The following is a 17,210-nucleotide window of genomic DNA, read 5'->3' on the forward strand; positions in this document are numbered from 1 at the left end:
GATTGACAACAACTGGTGCGCGCAATATAAAGGTGGTGTAAAAGGCAAAAGGGGGAAGATCCCTTTTCTATTTATTATGAGGGACAGGTTATGCTTGGCTATGATGATAAGCGCGATTTTTTTCGGATGATGGTAAACAGTAGCTGTGAACTGATCATCACCGATGATGAATCGAGCAGAAGTGTCTCGGCGATATGTAAAGATCTCAGTGCCACCGGCATGTCATTTGAAGTCGATGAGTCGATCGAGTTGGGGACAGTGGTTCAGGCCTTGCTAGAGTCCACCAACTCTCAGATCCCGTCGTTGAATGCCAAAGCCAAAGTGGTGCGCTGCGAGCCTGCCAATGACTCCAGTTATGTAGTGGGTGTGGAAATCCTGGAAATGCGCTGAGCCAATATGCGGGCAGTCAGCGCCTATCGCCTCAGAGCACCCGGCACACCAAACCTTTGAGATAATAGCCTTCCGGGTAGGAGCTGGCCACGGGGTGGTCCGCGGCTTGTGATAACCGCTCAAGAAACTGCACCTGTCGTCCTGCATCCAGAGCGGCATCGGCTACCACTTTGTGAAACAGATCTGTGGGCATTAATCCTGAACAGGAAAAGGTACACAGTATCCCGCCCGCTTCAAGTAACTGCATGGCATACATATTGATGTCTTTATAGCCCCGACAGGCACGGTTAAGGCCGGCTTTACTGTCTACAAATTTGGGCGGGTCGAGAATAATCTGATCAAATTTACGCCCTTCGCTGCTGTAGTCTCTAAGAGCCTGAAAGACATCAGCCTGAATAAAGTCTGCCCGGTTCACATCCAGTTGATTAATTTCCAGGTTACGTCGCGCCATGCTTAACGCCTCTTGTGAGACATCCATGTTGATCACTTTTTTCGCACCGTTGGCCAGGGCATAACTGGCAAAGGTACCGGTGTAACTGAAGCAGTTGAGAACGGTTTTATCTAAAGCATAGCTGGCGGCTATGGCTCGGTTATCACGCTGATCTAAATAGAAGCCGGTTTTGTGGCCACGGCGGGGGTCGAGCAGCACTTTGATGCCGTTTTCTTCAATACAGACTTCATCGGCCACTTCACCGTGCAGAACCTGGACCAGTGGCTCAAGTCCCTCCTTTTTTCTTACTGCCACATCGGAGCGCTCCAGTATGGCGCAATCGGGAAAACATTTTTGTAACGCCCAGACGATTTTAGCGCGGTGCTTGTCGGCGCCGGCACTGAGTAACTGACAAACCAGCAGGTTATCGTATTTATCGATAGTGACACCAGGTAAACGATCTGATTCAGCCGCGACCACTCTGAAGCCGGTAAGACCGTTGCGGGCGATCAGCGCCTGGCGTCCTTCCAGAGCCGCTTCAATGCGTCTCAGAAAAAAGCCATTATCAATCACTTCATCGCGTTCAAAGGTCCAGATACGGATCTGTATCTGTGAGTGAGGGGACCAGGCGCCCCGGCCCAGCCAGGTATTATCGCTGGCGTAGACATCGACGGTGTCGCCGGCGCGCAGTTTTCCTTTTTGCTTGTCAATGGCGCTGGCAAAAACCCAGGGATGATGACGGAGAAGGGATTTTTCGCGCTGCGGATGCAAAACCACACTGGATGTCATAGCATTAAACTCAATTGTCAGACTGATGAGGCGCGATTCTATACCCAAATGACCACAAAATGCAGGTTTGCGCACCACAGTGATAAAATAAAACGAGGGCATTATGACGCAACAATGTATAAAAGCCCGGGTAACCGGCAAGGTCCAGGGCGTATTCTTTCGCCGCAACACGCAAATGGAAGCCAAGCGCCTGGGCATAGTCGGTTATGCCAAAAACCTCAGTGATGGCAGTGTTGAGGTACTGGCTTGTGGTGAACCCAGAGCCCTGGAGCAATTAACCGAGTTTTTGCATCAGGGGCCAGAAAAGAGTCGGGTGGATAGCGTTGATGTCGAATCTGCCGGGCAACACCCGACTAACGGTTTCGACGTGCTGTGATGCGTTATATTCAACATTCTGAGAATGGCGAAATGACAATTGCCGAGACTGCCAAACCAGAAAAACGCCCCAACCAGGTACTGGTGAAGGTGATTGCTTTTGGCATCAACCGAGCAGATTTGTTGCAGCGCCAGGGTAAATATCCGCCGCCTCCCGGTGAAAGCCATATACTGGGCCTGGAAATGGCCGGTGAGGTCGTTGCTGTACCTGACGGCTCCTGCTGGCAGCAAGGGGACCGCGTCTGCGGCCTGGTGGCAGGGGGAGGGTATGCCGAGTATGTCAGTGTTAATCAGGATCACCTGATGCGAGTCCCCGATACGCTTTCACTGGAGGATGCTGCGGGCCTTGCGGAAGTGTACCTGACTGCCTATCAGGCACTGTTTCTGCTCGCTGATTTGCAGTCGGGTGAGTCTCTGCTGTTGCATGCAGGAGCCAGTGGGGTAGGTTCTGCTGCTATTCAACTAGCGCGCCTTAAAGGTGCCCGTGTTGCCGTTACCGCCTCTTCGACCGATAAACTGGATTTCTGCCGCGCACTGGGTGCAGAGCTGCTGATTAATTACAAAGAGCAGGATTTTGCCAGTGAGATCAAAAACTCCTGGAAAGGTGTGGATGTGATCGTCGACATTGTCGGTGGCGATTACCTCAACCGCAATCTGCAAGCATTGACGCTCGACGGGCGCATTGTGCAACTGGCCATGTTGCAGGGGCGTTATGCCGATAAACTGGATATGGCGAAAATGTTGCAAAAACGCGCGACATTGATGGCCTCGACACTGCGTAATCGTGACGACGCCTACAAAGCGGAATTGGTCAGTGCTTTTAGCCGGGACTGTCTACCTGCTTTCAGTCAGGGGCGGTTGAAGGTGTGTGTGCATCACCATTATGCAGCCAATGACATTGAGCTGGCCCACCAGCAACTGGAAAGCAACCGGAACTGCGGTAAGGTCATTGCCTACTGGGACTGAAATCCGCTATCCTCAATTAACCCCGAACCCTCGGCTGCACTGCGCGCCAGCTCATCACAGCGCTCATTTTCAGTGTGACCGCTGTGCCCTTTTACCCAGTGCCAATGGACTTTGTGTTTCTGGCTCAGGGTGTCGAGTAACTGCCACAGATCAACGTTCTTAACTGGCTTTTTGTCTGCGGTTCGCCAGCCGTTTTTACGCCAGTTATGGATCCACTGATTAATGCCCTGACGCAGATACTGGCTGTCGGTGGTCAGATGCACCTCGCAGGGCTCTTTCAGGCTATCGAGGCCAGCTACAGCCGCCATCATTTCCATTCTGTTATTGGTTGTAAGGCGATAGCCCTGACTGAGTTCTTTAACGTGATGGTTGTACTTCATGACGACACCGTAGCCTCCGGGACCTGGGTTGCCCAGGCAGGAACCATCGGTAAATACCTTGATTGTTTTCATAGACAGGTTGTATGTATGGGTTAACGACTTTTCGCCAGTATATCTTTAACTGGCCCTGATGTGGCACTTTTACCCCTTTTCTCGTGCGCAGGAGCGAAAGCACTACTGACTTGGACACGCATCAAGTTACACTGACCCGGGGCTTGGGTATAATGCTCCTTATGCACAATAGAATAAAAAGAGATTGTTGATGAGACAAATTGTACTGGACACTGAAACCACAGGTATTGACCCGAAACAGGGACACAAAATTATTGAGATTGGCTGTGTGGAGCTGAACAATCGACGTCTCACTGGCGAGCATTTCCATGTGTATATCAATCCACAGCGGGAAGTTGAACAGGAAGCCATTGAAGTGCATGGCATCACTAACGAAATGCTCGCCGACAAACCCTCCTTTTCCGAGATTGCCCCGCAATTTCGCGAATTTATCCAGGGTGCACAATTAGTTATCCATAATGCGGCCTTTGATGTTGGCTTTATGGACCATGAATTTTTGCTGACCGGCCAGAAGCCGGGATTCACAGGCAGTATTTGTACCATACTGGATACGCTGACGCTGGCCAGAAAGATGCACCCAGGGCAGAAGAATAACCTCGATGCATTGTGTAAACGCTACGGCATAGACAACTCTCATCGAACCCTGCACGGCGCCTTACTCGATGCCGAAATACTGGCTGACGTGTATCTGCTGATGACCGGCGGGCAGACGGCATTAAACCTCAGTGGCAACAGCAGTAGCGACGGGAGTGATAAGAGTCAGGGGATCCGGCGGTTGCCACAAAACCGTGAAGCGCTAAAGATTATCCGCGCGTCGGCCGATGAACTCAAAGAACATGAAAGCCGGCTCGACTTGATTGAGAATAAAGGTGGAAGTTGCATTTGGCGTCAATGTGCGGAGTAATATGAGAATACAACAGGGAGTCTTTCTGGTGCTGTTGCTGGCAATGGCGCCTTTCACTTTTGCGCAGCAAGGGAATGAGGCGCAGGACACCAGTGCGCCCCCGCCTAACCCCATTACCATGTTGTCGTCTGACCAATACCTCAACAGCATTGAGCTGTTGCAGAACCGTTTTCGCATTGATTATAAGGTTGACGAACTCACCCTGGTGTTTTTCCGGGAATATGGTTCGGCGCCAGTGGTACTGGTACGCCCCGATGGCAGCAAAATTCTTCCTCACAACAGTGACAATAACGATGACATTGACTGGTATGACGATACCACGTACGACCTGGTAAGAATTAAAAAGCCCATGCCCGGACCCTGGCAGGCGGTGGGGCAACTTTTGCCCGGTAGTAAAGTGATGGTGGTCAGTGACATTCGCTTGCAGGCTGAGCCGCTGCCGGAGCTGGTTTTTTCCGGTGAAGTGTTAAAGCTGACCGCGTACCTGACCAATGGTGGTAAACCCATCGAATACGTTGAGTTTGGCAATGCAGTGGAACTTACCGTCGAGTTTATCAGCACCAACAATCCCGATTTTACCAACTTTGGCGCCGAAACCGAACTGGTGGCTCGCTATGAAGACAATGGCATGGGCATGGATGAATACCCCATGGACGGCACCTTTACCGGACAATTTAACCTGAGTATCCCTGAAGGGCAGTGGAAACCGGTGTATACCACCACCACGGCTATGTTCAGTCGCGAGGAGGAAGGGGAGCCGCTGGTACTGCTACCAAATCCGATGAAGCTCTCTGTGGATCAGGATCAGGGTGACGGGCGCCATCGTCTGAATATTGATGTGGATCGCGAAGTAGTCGACATCGAGAGTCTGCTGGTGGACGGAAAAATTCGTTACCCCAATGGTGATGTGCTGAGTTTTTCTCTTACTGAGCCTTCGGATCAGCCCCGCGTAACAGAAATTCTGAATATTGAGTACGGCATCTTCAGGATCAAAATGACTGCTTACGGTAAGACCGTAAATGGTCGCGACTTTGTTCTGGATGTACCAGAATTCAGCTTCCTCTCTGAAGCTCCACTGCCGCCGGAGCCTGACGCAGCACAAGGCGAGGGCGCCATTGCCGAAAACCTGGATTTAGAAGCCCAGGCCAGTGCAGAGCTGGCAGCACAGCAGAATCCTGAACCAGCAGGGGGCGAAGAAGACACCAGCATGGAGAATGTGTGGTTCATCATCGGGCTGGCTAATCTATTGTTGGTGGTAATAGGTGGGGCCATGATTGGATTCTTCATGTTGGGCAAGGGTAGGATCCGTAACCCCCTCAAAGGACGACTGTCGTTTAAACGCAAAAAATCCGATAAAGAGGATACCAGCGGCCAATAGCCTGCGCGTGCTCTGGCTGATCGTAAAACGTCCAGTTTGATTAATAATGCTGCAAACGGCGCGATATGGCGCTGTTTTGCGTGTTTTTGCTGGAAAAAGTGGTTGACTCACTCAGGGGTTAACCGTATCATCTGCGCCGCAGTTGAGGATGAGCGCCTCGCTTTTCACCCTTAACTGTATGATTTATATAAGAAACTGGAGCGGTAGTTCAGTTGGTTAGAATACCGGCCTGTCACGCCGGGGGTCGCGGGTTCGAGTCCCGTCCGCTCCGCCACTTTCTTGTATAAATCCCATTGTTTGTGTTGGAGCGGTAGTTCAGTTGGTTAGAATACCGGCCTGTCACGCCGGGGGTCGCGGGTTCGAGTCCCGTCCGCTCCGCCAACACACAAAGAGATTCAGCGGAGCGGTAGTTCAGTTGGTTAGAATACCGGCCTGTCACGCCGGGGGTCGCGGGTTCGAGTCCCGTCCGCTCCGCCACTTTCTCTCTTTGCAATGGTGTTCTCGTCATACCTCATATTTCATTCAAACACGCTCAAACCGTTAACAGCCGGTTACGTCACTGTCACTCTTACGTTGCTCTGGTTGCGTGGTGTATGCCGTTTCTACAGACTCATCCTCCTGATGCAATCATAGGACCCAACCTGAGTTGAACTCGCCTAAAAGGTATTGAAAGGTCCGACGTGTCAGCACAATGAAGAGGGAAGCTGATTGTCCGAGGGTAAGCTTATTGCTAACGGGATACGCCATCATGGGTGACCTATGCGGGGTTGCAGCAGCATGTTGCCCGGCCCTGTTTTGGCAGCACAGCGCTGAAGGACTCTTTTTACGTATAAAAAAAGCCAGTCATCAGCTGACTGGCTTTTTGTTATCTGCGGATTCTAAGTTACCGCTTTAGTGCCTGATCAGGCAGCTTTTGCTGATTTCTTCTTGTCTTTTTGCAACAGACTCTTGTCAGCCATCAGCTCTTCGGTGTCGAAGTCATCAACATTGATGGTGTCCAGACGCTGTATTTCGGTGCGTCTTAGCAAATCAGCTTCCTGTTCAGTCAGAACGCCCAGCTCCAGGCCTTTGTCTGCAATTTTATCCAGTTGTACAAAGGGGAAGCGTTCGTTCGCCGCTTTGCACACTTTGTCATACAGTGGCTCAGACGCCAATACATCATCCAGCGCCTGTTCCAGTCTGCCAAAGGGATTGCTCTCTTCGCGACTGAGATACTGCCCCTGACCCAGACGGTCACGGCTTTCACAGGGCGTTTGCAGAATGTTGGCAATCTGATGATCAAGCTTGTCTGCGGGGCGCCCAAAGTTTTTACCAAAGGGCATTACGATCAGTTTCAGTATCTTGCCAATGGCAGGGGCGGGGAAGTTATCCAGTAATTCTTCCATGGCCACCTGTGCGCGGTACAGGCTGTCCTGCATCGCCCAATGTACCAGGGGCAGATCGGCTTTCTGGCGACCTTCGTCTTCATAGCGTTTCAGTACGGCGCTGCCCATGTATACGTAGCTGAGAATGTCACCGAGCCTTGCAGATACCCGCTCCCGACGTTTCAGCTCGCCGCCCAGCACCCCCATTGAGATGTCTGTTAAAAAGGCGAGGTTAGAGCTCAGTCTCTCCATGCCCTGATAGTAACGGCGTGTTTCGTCTTTAAACGGACTACCGGCCAGTTTCGCACCCGTCAGCGAGAACCACAGACTGCGCAGGAAGTTGCTGATAGCAAATCCGATATGACCAAATAGGGCTTTGTCGAATTCTTTAAGGGCTTCAGCACTGTCGGTGTTCTGAGCCGCATAGAGTTCTTTGAGTACATAGGGATGACAACGCATGGCTCCCTGGCCGAAAATCATCATATTACGGGTCAGAATATTGGCTCCTTCCACGGTGATGGCAATTGGTGCGCCCTGATAGCCACGGCCAATATAGTTTTTCGGCCCCAGGATAATGCCTTTACCGCCATGTACATCCATAGAGTCATTCACCACCTGACGCATCTTTTCGGTCAGATGATATTTACAAATAGCAGAGATAACCGAAGGCTTCTGGCCAATGTCCAGGCCTTTGGTGGTCATGCTGGTTACGGCGTCCATAAGGTAGGCGTTACCACCGATGCGTCCAAGCATTTCTTCCACCCCTTCCATCTTACCTACAGGCATTTTGAACTGGCGGCGAATCCTTGCATAGGCTCCGGTAGCCAGCGCAGTGGTTTTTGACCCACCAGCGGAGTTGGAGGGCAGCGTAATACAGCGGCCAACCGACAGACACTCCACCAGCATTCTCCAGCCCTGACCGGCCATTTTCGGACCACCGATAATAAAATCCAGCGGCACAAACAGGTTTTCACCGCGAATAGGACCATTCTGGAACGGAATGTTGAGAGGGAAGTGACGACGGCCAATGTCCAGGCCTTCCAGATCGGCGGGGATCAGCGCGCAGGTAATACCCAGCTCTTTTTCACTGCCGAGCAGACCTTCAGGATCCTGCATTTTAAACGCCAGACCAACGATCGTGGCAACCGGGGCAAGGGTAATGTAACGCTTGTTAAAGGTCAGTTTCATCCCCAACACTTCTTTACCTTCCCATTCGCCTTTACATACCACTCCGGTATCGGGAATGGCACCGGCGTCAGAGCCAGCTTCGGGGCTGGTCAGGGCAAAACAGGGGATTTCCTCACCGGTAGCCAGACGCGGCAGAAAATGATCTTTCTGTTCTTGGGTGCCATAGTGCTGCAACAGTTCGCCTGGGCCTAATGAGTTAGGCACACCTACGGTAGAGGCCAGCACAATGCCTGCACCGGATAGCTTTTGCAGCACCCGTGACTGGGCGTAAGCAGAAAATTCCAGTCCGCCATATTCTTTTTTAATGATCATGGCGAAGAATTTTTCGTCTTTGAGGAACTGCCACAGCTGCGGAGGCAAATCCGCACGAGTATGGTTGATTTCCCATTCATCTGCCATGCGGCACGCTTCTTCCACCGGGCCGTCCAAGAACGCCTGCTCTTCAGCTGTCAGACGTGCTTTGGGTACCGCGTGCAGTTTTTCCCAGTCGGGTTTGCCACTGAAAATATCGCCGTCCCACCATACTGTACCGGCATCAATGGCCTCCTGCTCAGTGCGGGACATCTCCGGCATGATCTTTTTATAAAGACGAAAGATCGGTGCCGTCATGTAGGTTTTACGCAGGTTGCTGATGTTCAATGGCAGCGCCAAAGCGCCAAAGACAATCCAGCTAAGCACGCCAATATGACCGGCAATGGTGCCGGCCGCCAGTACCGCAGCCACCAGCAGGGTGGTTACGGTCAGTTTCAGTCGCCAATAGCTGGCGACGCCCAGGGTGATTAACACCAGTAATAGCCAGAATGTGATTTGCATGATAACTCCAGTTGTAAGAGGTCTGACCAGATGTGAGTGAAAATAGGCGTTTTAACACTAAAGGTCAAGCCCTTGTGGGTAAATTGCCGGTTTAACAGGTCAGACTTTGTCTATTTAATAATAGTTGCTCAGCGAGCAGCTGGATCAATCGTTGGCGGTGGGACTAACGTCAGTGGTGTAAGCGGAAAGTTGGATATCAAGCTGCTCATCGCCATCTTTGAGCTGGCGCAGCCGCACCATCTGATGATCCAGCTGTGGTGCCAGCCAGATATAGGTTTCCCGGGGGCTGTCTTTACGCACTTTCTGAAGTTTAATGGTGTCAAGCTCGCCAATCGGCAGGGTTAGCCTTTCTTCGCCCATCACAGCGAAGATCTCTTCGTCTTTTTTACCTCGCTCATTAATCGTCTGGTAATGAAAGTGGTTTTCACCCGCTGCAAGACGGCGCCGGATATCCAGATGGAATAACTGGTTGTCGGTTTCCTCAGACCAGGGCAAATGTTTATCCTGATTGACAATGATTTCGTTGTTTTGTGACGAAAAACGGATGTCTGTTTGACGGTCTTTGCCCGTTCCGCTGCGCTGGTAAGCATACTGCTGAGGAATAAACTCCCCTTTTTCAAAGCGAAACTCGCTGGTTTCCCGACGTTTGTCAGAAAGAAATAAAAAAGAAGCAGAGGAGCTGAAATGCAGGGTATAGAGACCGTCTTTGCTATGAGAGAGGCGCTGAGTGGCATGACCTAGCTCCATGCCAGAGCGAAAGGCGGTGTAATGGGCCTCGAAAGAAGAGAGCGCTTGTGCCAGGGCTGACTGGCAAAAAAGCAGCCCTGCAAGCAGATTAATCCGCAGCATATCCCTGTGCAGGAACCTTTTGATTATCGAGAAAAACCTGACCATCCTTTAATGCCAACCTGTCTGTACAGAACCATTTTACGACTAGTGGATAGATACAAAGTTCCTGCTGGCGCACTCGTTCGGACAGTTCTTGTTCAGTGTCGCCCTCAAACACGGGGACCTTTGCCTGCAATACGACCGGCCCCCCATCGAGTTCAGGCGTAACGAAGTGCACGCTGGCACCGTGTTCTGAATCTTTCGCTTCCAGGGCGCGCCGATGGGTATGCAAGCCTTTGTATTTGGGGAGTAAAGACGGATGAATATTGAGCATGCGGCCCTGATAATGTGCCACAAAGTCTTCACTGAGAATACGCATAAAACCGGCCAGTACAACCAGATCCGGGGAAAAGCGGTCGATCTCCGCCATCAGCGCAGCATCATAGCTTTGTCGGTCAGCAAAGCCTTTGTGACTGAGCACTGCTCTGGTAATTCCGGCTTCCGCCGCCCGAGTCAGGCCGTACGCATCGGCCTGATTAGAAATTACCGCGCTGATACGTCCGTCAATCTGCTGGTTGTTAATTGCGTCAATCAGTGACTGTAAGTTGGTGCCGTTACCGGAAATCAGTACAACAATAGATTTCATGGCTTAGCGTATCTCAACCTGACTATCACCTTCCGCCGCTGCCACCTTACCAATAACCCAGGCGGACTCTCCTTCTGCGTTGAGCAGATCAACGGCCTTTTGTGCTTGCTCAGCGGGCACGGCAATGACCAGACCGACACCGCAGTTAAAGGTACGGTACATTTCATGACTGGTGACATTTCCCTGCTGCTGCAACCAGGTGAAAATGGGAGGCCACTGCCAGCTGCTACCATCGATAATGACCTTGGCATTGTCTGGCAGTACCCGTGGAATATTCTCCCAGAAGCCGCCACCTGTAATATGCGAAATGGCATGCACCGGGAGCGTCTCGATCAGCTTCAGAACTGGTTTGACATAAATGCGGGTTGGCTCAAGCAGGTGCTCGGCTATGGTTCTGTCTTCCAGCATCTCATCGGTGGAGGCCTCGCTGACTTCAATGATTTTACGAATCAGGGAGAAGCCATTGGAGTGGGGGCCTGATGAGGCCAGTGCTATCAAGCTGTCACCCGGCGCCACTTTGCTGCCGTCAATCACATCATCAGCTTCCACCACACCAACACAGAAACCCGCGATATCGTAATCGTCACCATGATACATGCCTGGCATTTCTGCGGTTTCACCGCCGATCAGGGCGCAGCCAGACAGCTCACAGCCCTTACCGATTCCGGCAACAACTTCAGCAGCATTATCAACATTCAGTTTGCCGGTGGCATAGTAATCGAGGAAAAACAGTGGCTCTGCGCCTTGTACAATCAAATCGTTAACGCACATGGCCACTAAGTCGATACCCACGCCATCGTGGCGTCCCAGATCCATTGCCAGTCTCAGCTTTGTGCCGACGCCGTCAGTGCCAGACACCAGGAGAGGCTGTTTGTATTTCTGGGGGATGGCGCACAGGGCTCCGAATCCGCCTAATCCACCCTTTACTTCTGGTCTGTGGGTTTTCTTTGTCACACTCTTGATGCGTTCAACCAACTGGTTTCCGGCGTCAATATCAACACCGGCATCTTTATAACTCAGGGAGGGCTTGGATTGGCTCACGGCTGTCCTCTTTTTGGATAGGCGAAAAAATTGCCGCGATTTTATCAGTTTCAACCCTTTTTGGGTATCCGCAAACACGCCTAAAACACAACATAACCTTAACCAGGAAGAATAGGGCGCACCGTATAGGTGAATATTACCTGCGCAGAGGCCTCTGGCATGGTTTTTTAAAACCGGAGCTGGAGCTGGCAGACACCAGGAAGCCACCCTCATGGCGTCGAGCAGGCTCATTATATGGGCGGTATCATCACTACCTGTAAATTAGGATGAAATCTTCCGCCAATTCAAAGACAATAAGCCTCCCAAAGGCTGGCGAAGTGAGACCTATGAAACAAATCCGGATGATACTGACAGGCTGTCTCTTATTGCTGAGTTTGCCAGGGTACACCGCGTTGGTAGAGGGCTTGTATGAAGGCCGGGTAGCGATTGCACAGCAGTCTGTGAAGGTTCAACGCCAGGCCGCACGCGATGCCATGGCACAAGTGCTGGTTAAGGTTAAGGGCAACAAAGATGTGCTGGAAAGCGAGGTCATTCGTGCGAAGCTCACTGAGGCTGAGAATTTTATGCGCCAGTATCGCTTTGAAAATGAGCAGGGGCAGGGCTATTTCGTTGCGGCATTTGATGTCCAGAAAATCAACGATTTAATCCGAGCTGCGGGATTCAATGTGTGGGGTAACCGCCGCCCCTCCACGCTGGTGTGGTTAGCTGTAGAAGAGCCGCAGACGCAATCCCGTACACTGATTTCTGAACAGCGTCCGAGTGACGAAACCACTATTATGCTGCAAAGTGCCAGAAATCGTGGCATTGAGATTAACTTTCCTTTGCTGGATATTGAAGATTTAAATCGCATCGGAGTGTTCGATGTATGGGGCAGGTTTACCGGTCAGCTTATGGCCGCCAGCGAGCGCTATGCCGTTGAAGCCATGCTGAGTGCCCGCCTGTATAAGACGCAAGCGGCTGAATCTGAGATGCCGGCACAAGATGCTCCGCTCATTTGGCAGTTGGACTGGAACCATGTCATGCAGAGCTCGCAGCAGGAAGGTACCCTCCGGGGAGACAGCAAAGCGGCTCTGTTGAAAGAGCTGGTTGAGTTACATGCAGAAGAACTGGCTGCAAGTTTCACCGGTGAAGCCAGTGAACAGGGTGCCAGCGTGGTGGAATTGCAGTTTAATAATGTGTCAGATATCGCAACCTATGTGAAAATCACCCGTATCTTACAAAGTCTCTCTGTGGTCTCTCATGCGTCGTTGCGGCAGCTTTCCGGCACGGTCGGAATATTCAATGTGCGCTTGTCAGGCAGCGAACAGGGACTGATTAATGCCATCGCACTGGAAGATCGTATTCAGCGTCAACGGGATCAGTTTGGACAGCCGATGAAAACACTGGAATTCAACTGGGTAGAATTATGATTTCACAGTTGTATTTGCCGGTACAGCTGCCCGACGATGAGAATTTTGAGAGTTTCCATGCCGGGCCAAATGCGCAGCTGATTAGCCATCTTAAGAGCTGGTTCGACACCTCGCAGTCCCCTTTTTTGACCTACATCAGCGGTGAACACGGACAAGGTAAGAGCCATTTGTTATACAGTGTCTGCAACCTGGCCGCTGACAGCAACAAAACCTGCGCTTATGTGGGTCTGAAAAATCTGGCTGAACTGGCACCTGAGATGCTGTCAGGGCTGGAGCACCTTGATTGTATTTGTCTGGATGATATTCATCTTTTGCAGGGACAGCAGGAATGGCAGCGTGCCGTATTTGATTTGATCAATCGGGTTCGTGAGCAGGGGCAGTGCCGCCTGGCCATCACGGCGCTGCAAGGGCCTAAACAGGTACCGCTGGCCCTGGCTGACCTGCAATCGAGACTCAGCTGGGGGGTTAGTTTTCATTTGCAGCCCCTGAGTGATGAAATGCGCACTGAAGTGCTGACTTCAAGGGCTTATCGACGAGGGATGACAATGCCGGCAGAGGTGGCCCGTTTTCTAATCAACCATTGTCACAGAGATATGCCGACGCTGATGAAAGTACTGGAAAAACTGGATGTATCCAGTCTGCAGGCCGGGCATAAGCTGACCATTCCGTTTGTCAAAAAAGTGTTGAAGTTTTAGCCGGTTGACCACCTGCGATCTTTCTGCGCAGTGCTTATGCACAGGCGCCGAAGCGGGGCAGAACCATGCCCCCGTTATGATGAGTTTTTCTTTTTTAATCCCAGACCCAATTCGCGTCCGCGTAATCGGGCAAAAAAGCTGCAACCAATGAAAGCGCTGAAGGCGAGCAGGATCTCTACCGCCGCATACCAACGTTCGTTTTCCAGTGCGTACACTGCGGTCAGACCGTGTAACAGATAAAACATCAGAACAAAGTTAGCCCAGGCATGAGTATAGGGCTTTCCTTTGAGAATGCCGGGTAAGGGAAATAACAGAGGTAAGACCCACATCAGAGTAATAAACAGCACGGAATATTCAATGCTTTCTCCCAATGCAAAATGCCACAGCACAACCCAGAGCAACAGGCCCAGATAAGAAAGCAGCGCCAGCTGCCTGAAAAAACGCGTTTTGGACGACAACATCAGTCTCCTATTTTTAAGGCCAGGGCTGCCAATCGTTTTCCCTGAGCCAGACAAATTTTTTGCTCAGCAAGGCTTAATGGGGTATCACCCTGCATGCCGGCGTAATGGCTCGGGCCGTATGGCGTGCCGCCGCTTTCGGTGCTATTGAGCTCTGGTACCGTATACGGGGTACCCATAATCAGCATGCCATGGTGCAACAGCGGTATCATCATACTGATCAGTGTGGTTTCCTGTCCGCCATGCAGACTGCCGCTGGAGGTGAAAACACAGGCTGGTTTACCGCACAAGGAGCCCGAAAGCCACAATTTCGAGGTGCCATCCCAGAAGTGTTTCATGGCTGCAGCCATGTTGCCAAAGCGAGTGGGACTGCCCAGCGCGAGGGCGCTGCATTGTTCCAGTTCCTCGAGTGTCACATAGGGATCGCCTCGCTCAGGTACAGCAGGCTTATGGCCGTTAAGATTATGGGTGACCTCCGGCACGGTGCGCAGGCGCGCCTCGAGCCCTTGCTGTTCTATTCCCTGTGCTATCTTACAGGCCAGATTCCGGGTGCTTCCCTGTCTGCTGTAATATAAAACCAGTGCATAGCTCATCAAAGAATATCCAGTACCTGTTCGGGCGGGCGACCAATGCGGGCCTGGTCGCCATGTATGACAACCGGGCGTTCCAGTAATTTGGGATTCTCGGCGATGGCAGTTAGCAGTTCTGCTTCGCTGGCCTCGGCCAGATTCAGAGACTGGTAGAGGGTTTCTTTGGTACGCATCATCTGGCGTACAGATTCAAAGCCAAGTTTTTCTTTGAGTGATTTGAGCTGCTGTTCATCCAGGGGAGATTGCAGATACAGCACCACGTCGGGCACGACACCTTGTTCTTCCAACAGAGCCAGTGTTTGGCGGCTTTTTGAGCATCTGGGGTTATGTAGAATCTGAATTTGTGACATGCTAAATGCCCTTGGCGTTAACTAAAAACGCCATGATAACAAAAGGTAAGAATCCTCACACAACTTCTGATGAGAATTGGCCGGGGAGCGCTATCTGGAAAAAGACAACCACCGTTCTGAGAGAGGATCTGAACGTGCGACAAAAGATAATTCTGATTGGGCTGGCGCTGGTAGCGCTGTTCATGGGCGTTGGCGTGCAGCAATGGTATACCCGTGATTTTGTCACACTCGATGGTGAGGCTCATCGCTGGCGCAGTTATCAGGGGCAGTGGGTCGTAGTGAATTACTTTGCTGAATGGTGTGCCCCGTGTTTACGGGAAATTCCTGAGCTAAATAAATTTGCACAAATGACTGAGGACACTGACATCAGCCTCTTTGGCGTCAGTTTTGACCGCTTGCCCGAGCAAGAGCTTGAGGCGCTGGCACAGAAGTACGCCATCAACTTTCCTTTGATTCGAACAGAACCACCCCCCATGATGCCCAATGAACGGCCGAACAGCTTGCCCGCAACCTTTATCATCGGTCCTGATGGTCAGGTGGTGCGTCAACTGATGGGAGAACAAGAGGCAGAAATACTGCTAAAAGTCATTGAGCGCCTTTCTGAATAATAGCTCACTGTCTTAGAGTTTTTTCAGACGGGTTTCTGCTTCGCGCATTTGTTCGATACGGGCAAGAATGCGTTGTTTTTCCAGAACACTGTTGTGGGTAAAGTTATACGCGGTTTTTAACTCATCCACGGCCCGACTATAGGCAGAATTGAGGGCATACACTTCTGCCCGGGCCTGATGCATTTCCATTAAGCGTCCACTCTTGCCGTACGCATCGGTCAGCAACTGGTAACTGAGCAGATGATTGGGGTTAACCAATAGGTAGTCTTTGAGGTAGGTCACTGCACGGTTATAGTCTTTGTTTTCTATCAGCGCGTTGGCCAGGTTCAGTGCCAGAACCCGATTCCGGGGCTGAGTTTTGATGAGCTCAGACAGTCGAGCAATGGCATTTTGCGGCTGCCCTGTTGCCAGCGCAATATCCGTATAGGTATCAATATAAAACAGGTTTTCCGGATCCTGAGCCAACAGTTCATTGATGATGGTTGATGCCCTGGCGTATTCTTCTTCACCAAAAAGTGCCAGAGCCAGGCCGTACTGACTGCTTTTGACATCAATCTCTGAGCGGGCCTGATTGAGCCTGTCAGTAAAATACGCAACACGCTGCTTGGTTTCGATACTGTAGCGAGCCAAAAGACGCGCTTTAACCAACTGAAAGGCCAGACTCTGGGGTCTTCTGATAGCAGGATAGTTGGCTACTCTGGCTTTCATATCCGCGACCCTGGATTCGGGTAAGGGGTGTGTCAGCAAAAAAGCCGGAGGCTTAGATACGTAACGATACTCAGCTGCCAGTTTGGAGAAAAAACTAGCCGAAGCCTGGGGTTCGAATCCGGCCTGAGCTAGAATTTCAATGCCGACACGGTCGGCCTCTTTTTCGTTACTGCGGGTGTAGTTGATTATCGCTTGCTGGCCGGCAGCCTGGCCGGCGCTGATGGCAGCCATTCCGGCTTCGGGATTGGCCAGCGCCAGTAAAATGCCACCGAGCATGGAGACAACCTGCAACGGGGAGGCGTTCTGACGGGCTTCCATGCTGCGGGCAATGTGTCGCTGGGTGACGTGTGCGACTTCGTGGGCTACCACAGAGGCCAGTTCACTCTCGCTGTCGGCAGCGACGATCAAACCGCTATGAACGCCGATGTGTCCACCATAAAAGGCAAAGGCGTTAATGTCGTTGCTGTTAATGGGGAAAAAACGAAACGGAAACTTAGCGTTTTCTGCCTGAGCGACCAGACGATTACCCAGATCCTGAATGTATTCTTCAATAAGTGGATCGTTGATGATAGGAGCCCGGGCCTGCAATTGCCTCATCAACACCTCTCCAATCAGGATTTCTTTGTCGATACTGATGGCGCTGGAAGCGACCACGCCAATTTCAGGTAAGGTGTTTTTATCTGAATCGGATCTCACCTGGGCGCCAACCATTAAGGTCATACAGCAACTGAGACAAAGAAGAACCGCTCTTATCATCTTAACACTCATCGGAATTCTGAAAGGCTTTGAGACAGCATAACCGGGTTTAGTTCAGCTATTTGCTCACTT

At 51.4% G+C, this 17,210-nt stretch carries 18 protein-coding genes and 3 tRNA genes; 11 read left to right on the plus strand and 10 right to left on the minus strand.

Annotated features, from left to right (window positions below):
- Nucleotides 1–90: 90 nt before the first annotated feature.
- Nucleotides 91–390, plus strand: a complete 300-nt coding sequence (locus CCY32_RS00725) for a PilZ domain-containing protein (protein WP_088328441.1) — start codon at nt 91–93, stop codon at nt 388–390.
- Nucleotides 391–421: 31 nt separating this feature from the next.
- Here CCY32_RS00725 and CCY32_RS00730 read toward each other — a convergent pair whose 3' ends face one another.
- A complete protein-coding gene (locus CCY32_RS00730; RefSeq protein ID WP_088329207.1) occupies nt 422–1,609 on the minus strand; it encodes a class I SAM-dependent methyltransferase in 1,188 nt (395 codons plus the stop codon).
- A gap of 103 nt (nt 1,610–1,712) precedes the next feature.
- On the opposite strand from CCY32_RS00730, the gene yccX reads away from it, so the two are divergent.
- Both yccX and CCY32_RS00740 read left to right on the plus strand, forming a co-directional pair.
- A complete protein-coding gene (gene yccX / locus CCY32_RS00735) occupies nt 1,713–1,985 on the plus strand; it encodes an acylphosphatase (RefSeq protein ID WP_088328442.1) in 273 nt (90 codons plus the stop codon).
- Nucleotides 1,985–2,950 carry an NAD(P)H-quinone oxidoreductase gene (locus CCY32_RS00740; protein ID WP_088328443.1) on the plus strand — a complete coding sequence of 322 codons (966 nt, stop codon included), beginning with the start codon at nt 1,985–1,987 and terminating at the stop codon, nt 2,948–2,950. Before yccX ends, CCY32_RS00740 begins: the two co-directional genes overlap by 1 nt.
- Here CCY32_RS00740 and rnhA read toward each other — a convergent pair.
- Entirely contained in the window at nt 2,938–3,408 is a 471-nt protein-coding gene (gene rnhA / locus CCY32_RS00745; protein WP_348638935.1) for a ribonuclease HI, read from the minus strand. The two genes, CCY32_RS00740 and rnhA, sit on opposite strands and share 13 nt — an antisense overlap.
- A gap of 184 nt (nt 3,409–3,592) precedes the next feature.
- Between rnhA and dnaQ the strand changes: the two genes are divergently transcribed.
- The 5 genes from dnaQ to CCY32_RS00770 all read left to right on the plus strand — a co-directional run bounded on the left by dnaQ (nt 3,593) and on the right by CCY32_RS00770 (nt 6,161).
- On the plus strand, nt 3,593–4,306 hold the full coding sequence (dnaQ, locus tag CCY32_RS00750) for a DNA polymerase III subunit epsilon (RefSeq protein ID WP_088328445.1): 714 nt from the start codon (nt 3,593–3,595) through the stop codon (nt 4,304–4,306).
- Between the two features lies 1 nt (nt 4,307).
- The gene (locus tag CCY32_RS00755) at nt 4,308–5,684 is read left to right on the plus strand and encodes a TIGR03503 family protein (protein ID WP_088328446.1); all 1,377 of its coding nucleotides are present in this window, start codon (nt 4,308–4,310) and stop codon (nt 5,682–5,684) included.
- A gap of 197 nt (nt 5,685–5,881) precedes the next feature.
- Nucleotides 5,882–5,958, plus strand: a tRNA-Asp gene (locus CCY32_RS00760).
- 30 nt (nt 5,959–5,988) lie between these two features.
- Nucleotides 5,989–6,065: transfer RNA gene (locus CCY32_RS00765), tRNA-Asp, on the plus strand.
- A 19-nt stretch (nt 6,066–6,084) separates the two neighbouring features.
- Nucleotides 6,085–6,161: transfer RNA gene (locus tag CCY32_RS00770), tRNA-Asp, on the plus strand.
- A 425-nt stretch (nt 6,162–6,586) separates the two neighbouring features.
- Here CCY32_RS00770 and fadE read toward each other — a convergent pair.
- The 4 genes from fadE to purM form a co-directional block, all read right to left on the minus strand.
- On the minus strand, nt 6,587–9,049 hold the full coding sequence (gene fadE, locus CCY32_RS00775; protein ID WP_088328447.1) for an acyl-CoA dehydrogenase FadE: 2,463 nt from the start codon (nt 9,047–9,049) through the stop codon (nt 6,587–6,589).
- Between the two features lie 144 nt (nt 9,050–9,193).
- Nucleotides 9,194–9,898 carry a DUF3108 domain-containing protein gene (locus CCY32_RS00780; RefSeq protein WP_168171392.1) on the minus strand — a complete coding sequence of 235 codons (705 nt, stop codon included), beginning with the start codon at nt 9,896–9,898 and terminating at the stop codon, nt 9,194–9,196.
- Nucleotides 9,885–10,523, minus strand: a complete 639-nt coding sequence (gene purN, locus CCY32_RS00785; RefSeq protein WP_088328449.1) for a phosphoribosylglycinamide formyltransferase — start codon at nt 10,521–10,523, stop codon at nt 9,885–9,887. The genes CCY32_RS00780 and purN overlap by 14 nt, the downstream gene beginning before the upstream one ends.
- Before the next feature lie 3 nt (nt 10,524–10,526).
- Nucleotides 10,527–11,564 (minus strand): phosphoribosylformylglycinamidine cyclo-ligase, encoded by a 1,038-nt coding sequence (gene purM, locus CCY32_RS00790; protein ID WP_088329208.1) that lies wholly within the window; start codon nt 11,562–11,564, stop codon nt 10,527–10,529.
- A gap of 326 nt (nt 11,565–11,890) precedes the next feature.
- Here purM and CCY32_RS00795 point away from each other — a divergent pair, with 326 nt between their 5' ends.
- The gene (locus CCY32_RS00795; RefSeq protein ID WP_168171393.1) at nt 11,891–12,973 is read left to right on the plus strand and encodes a DUF2066 domain-containing protein; all 1,083 of its coding nucleotides are present in this window, start codon (nt 11,891–11,893) and stop codon (nt 12,971–12,973) included.
- Entirely contained in the window at nt 12,970–13,668 is a 699-nt protein-coding gene (gene hda / locus CCY32_RS00800; RefSeq protein ID WP_088328451.1) for a DnaA regulatory inactivator Hda, read from the plus strand. The genes CCY32_RS00795 and hda overlap by 4 nt, the downstream gene beginning before the upstream one ends.
- A gap of 74 nt (nt 13,669–13,742) precedes the next feature.
- Here hda and CCY32_RS00805 read toward each other — a convergent pair whose 3' ends face one another.
- From CCY32_RS00805 to arsC, 3 genes are read right to left on the minus strand one after another with little or no spacing between them, the layout of a single operon-like run.
- The gene (locus tag CCY32_RS00805) at nt 13,743–14,129 is read right to left on the minus strand and encodes a DUF2069 domain-containing protein (RefSeq protein ID WP_348638930.1); all 387 of its coding nucleotides are present in this window, start codon (nt 14,127–14,129) and stop codon (nt 13,743–13,745) included.
- Nucleotides 14,129–14,722: an NAD(P)H:quinone oxidoreductase gene (wrbA, locus tag CCY32_RS00810; RefSeq protein ID WP_348638931.1), complete on the minus strand. Its 594-nt coding sequence runs from the start codon at nt 14,720–14,722 to the stop codon at nt 14,129–14,131. Before wrbA ends, CCY32_RS00805 begins: the two co-directional genes overlap by 1 nt.
- Nucleotides 14,719–15,066 carry an arsenate reductase (glutaredoxin) gene (gene arsC, locus CCY32_RS00815; protein ID WP_088328453.1) on the minus strand — a complete coding sequence of 116 codons (348 nt, stop codon included), beginning with the start codon at nt 15,064–15,066 and terminating at the stop codon, nt 14,719–14,721. The genes wrbA and arsC overlap by 4 nt, the downstream gene beginning before the upstream one ends.
- Nucleotides 15,067–15,200: 134 nt before the next feature.
- Between arsC and CCY32_RS00820 the strand changes: the two genes are divergently transcribed.
- Nucleotides 15,201–15,674, plus strand: coding sequence for a TlpA disulfide reductase family protein (locus CCY32_RS00820; RefSeq protein ID WP_246840486.1), 474 nt, complete (start codon nt 15,201–15,203; stop codon nt 15,672–15,674).
- 12 nt (nt 15,675–15,686) lie between these two features.
- Here CCY32_RS00820 and CCY32_RS00825 read toward each other — a convergent pair whose 3' ends face one another.
- On the minus strand, nt 15,687–17,078 hold the full coding sequence (locus CCY32_RS00825; protein WP_246840487.1) for a M48 family metalloprotease: 1,392 nt from the start codon (nt 17,076–17,078) through the stop codon (nt 15,687–15,689).
- Nucleotides 17,079–17,210: the final 132 nt, after the last annotated feature.

Origin of the sequence: Lacimicrobium sp. SS2-24 (assembly GCF_002201535.1) — a bacterium.
In the GTDB taxonomy this organism is placed as follows: domain Bacteria; phylum Pseudomonadota; class Gammaproteobacteria; order Enterobacterales; family Alteromonadaceae; genus Lacimicrobium.

What these genes read in the sequence shown, in the direction of transcription:
- hda (WP_088328451.1), top strand. Translation starts at nt 12,970, where the DNA reads ATGATTTCACAGTTGTATTTGCCGGTACAGCTGCCCGACGATGAGAAT.
- fadE (WP_088328447.1), bottom strand. Translation starts at nt 9,049, where the DNA reads ATGCAAATCACATTCTGGCTATTACTGGTGTTAATCACCCTGGGCGTC.
- CCY32_RS00755 (WP_088328446.1), top strand. Translation starts at nt 4,308, where the DNA reads ATGAGAATACAACAGGGAGTCTTTCTGGTGCTGTTGCTGGCAATGGCG.
- yccX (WP_088328442.1), top strand. Translation starts at nt 1,713, where the DNA reads ATGACGCAACAATGTATAAAAGCCCGGGTAACCGGCAAGGTCCAGGGC.
- CCY32_RS00730 (WP_088329207.1), bottom strand. Translation starts at nt 1,609, where the DNA reads ATGACATCCAGTGTGGTTTTGCATCCGCAGCGCGAAAAATCCCTTCTC.
- CCY32_RS00805 (WP_348638930.1), bottom strand. Translation starts at nt 14,129, where the DNA reads ATGTTGTCGTCCAAAACGCGTTTTTTCAGGCAGCTGGCGCTGCTTTCT.
- dnaQ (WP_088328445.1), top strand. Translation starts at nt 3,593, where the DNA reads ATGAGACAAATTGTACTGGACACTGAAACCACAGGTATTGACCCGAAA.
- arsC (WP_088328453.1), bottom strand. Translation starts at nt 15,066, where the DNA reads ATGTCACAAATTCAGATTCTACATAACCCCAGATGCTCAAAAAGCCGC.
- CCY32_RS00725 (WP_088328441.1), top strand. Translation starts at nt 91, where the DNA reads ATGCTTGGCTATGATGATAAGCGCGATTTTTTTCGGATGATGGTAAAC.
- CCY32_RS00795 (WP_168171393.1), top strand. Translation starts at nt 11,891, where the DNA reads ATGAAACAAATCCGGATGATACTGACAGGCTGTCTCTTATTGCTGAGT.
- CCY32_RS00740 (WP_088328443.1), top strand. Translation starts at nt 1,985, where the DNA reads ATGCGTTATATTCAACATTCTGAGAATGGCGAAATGACAATTGCCGAG.
- CCY32_RS00780 (WP_168171392.1), bottom strand. Translation starts at nt 9,898, where the DNA reads ATGCTGCGGATTAATCTGCTTGCAGGGCTGCTTTTTTGCCAGTCAGCC.
- purN (WP_088328449.1), bottom strand. Translation starts at nt 10,523, where the DNA reads ATGAAATCTATTGTTGTACTGATTTCCGGTAACGGCACCAACTTACAG.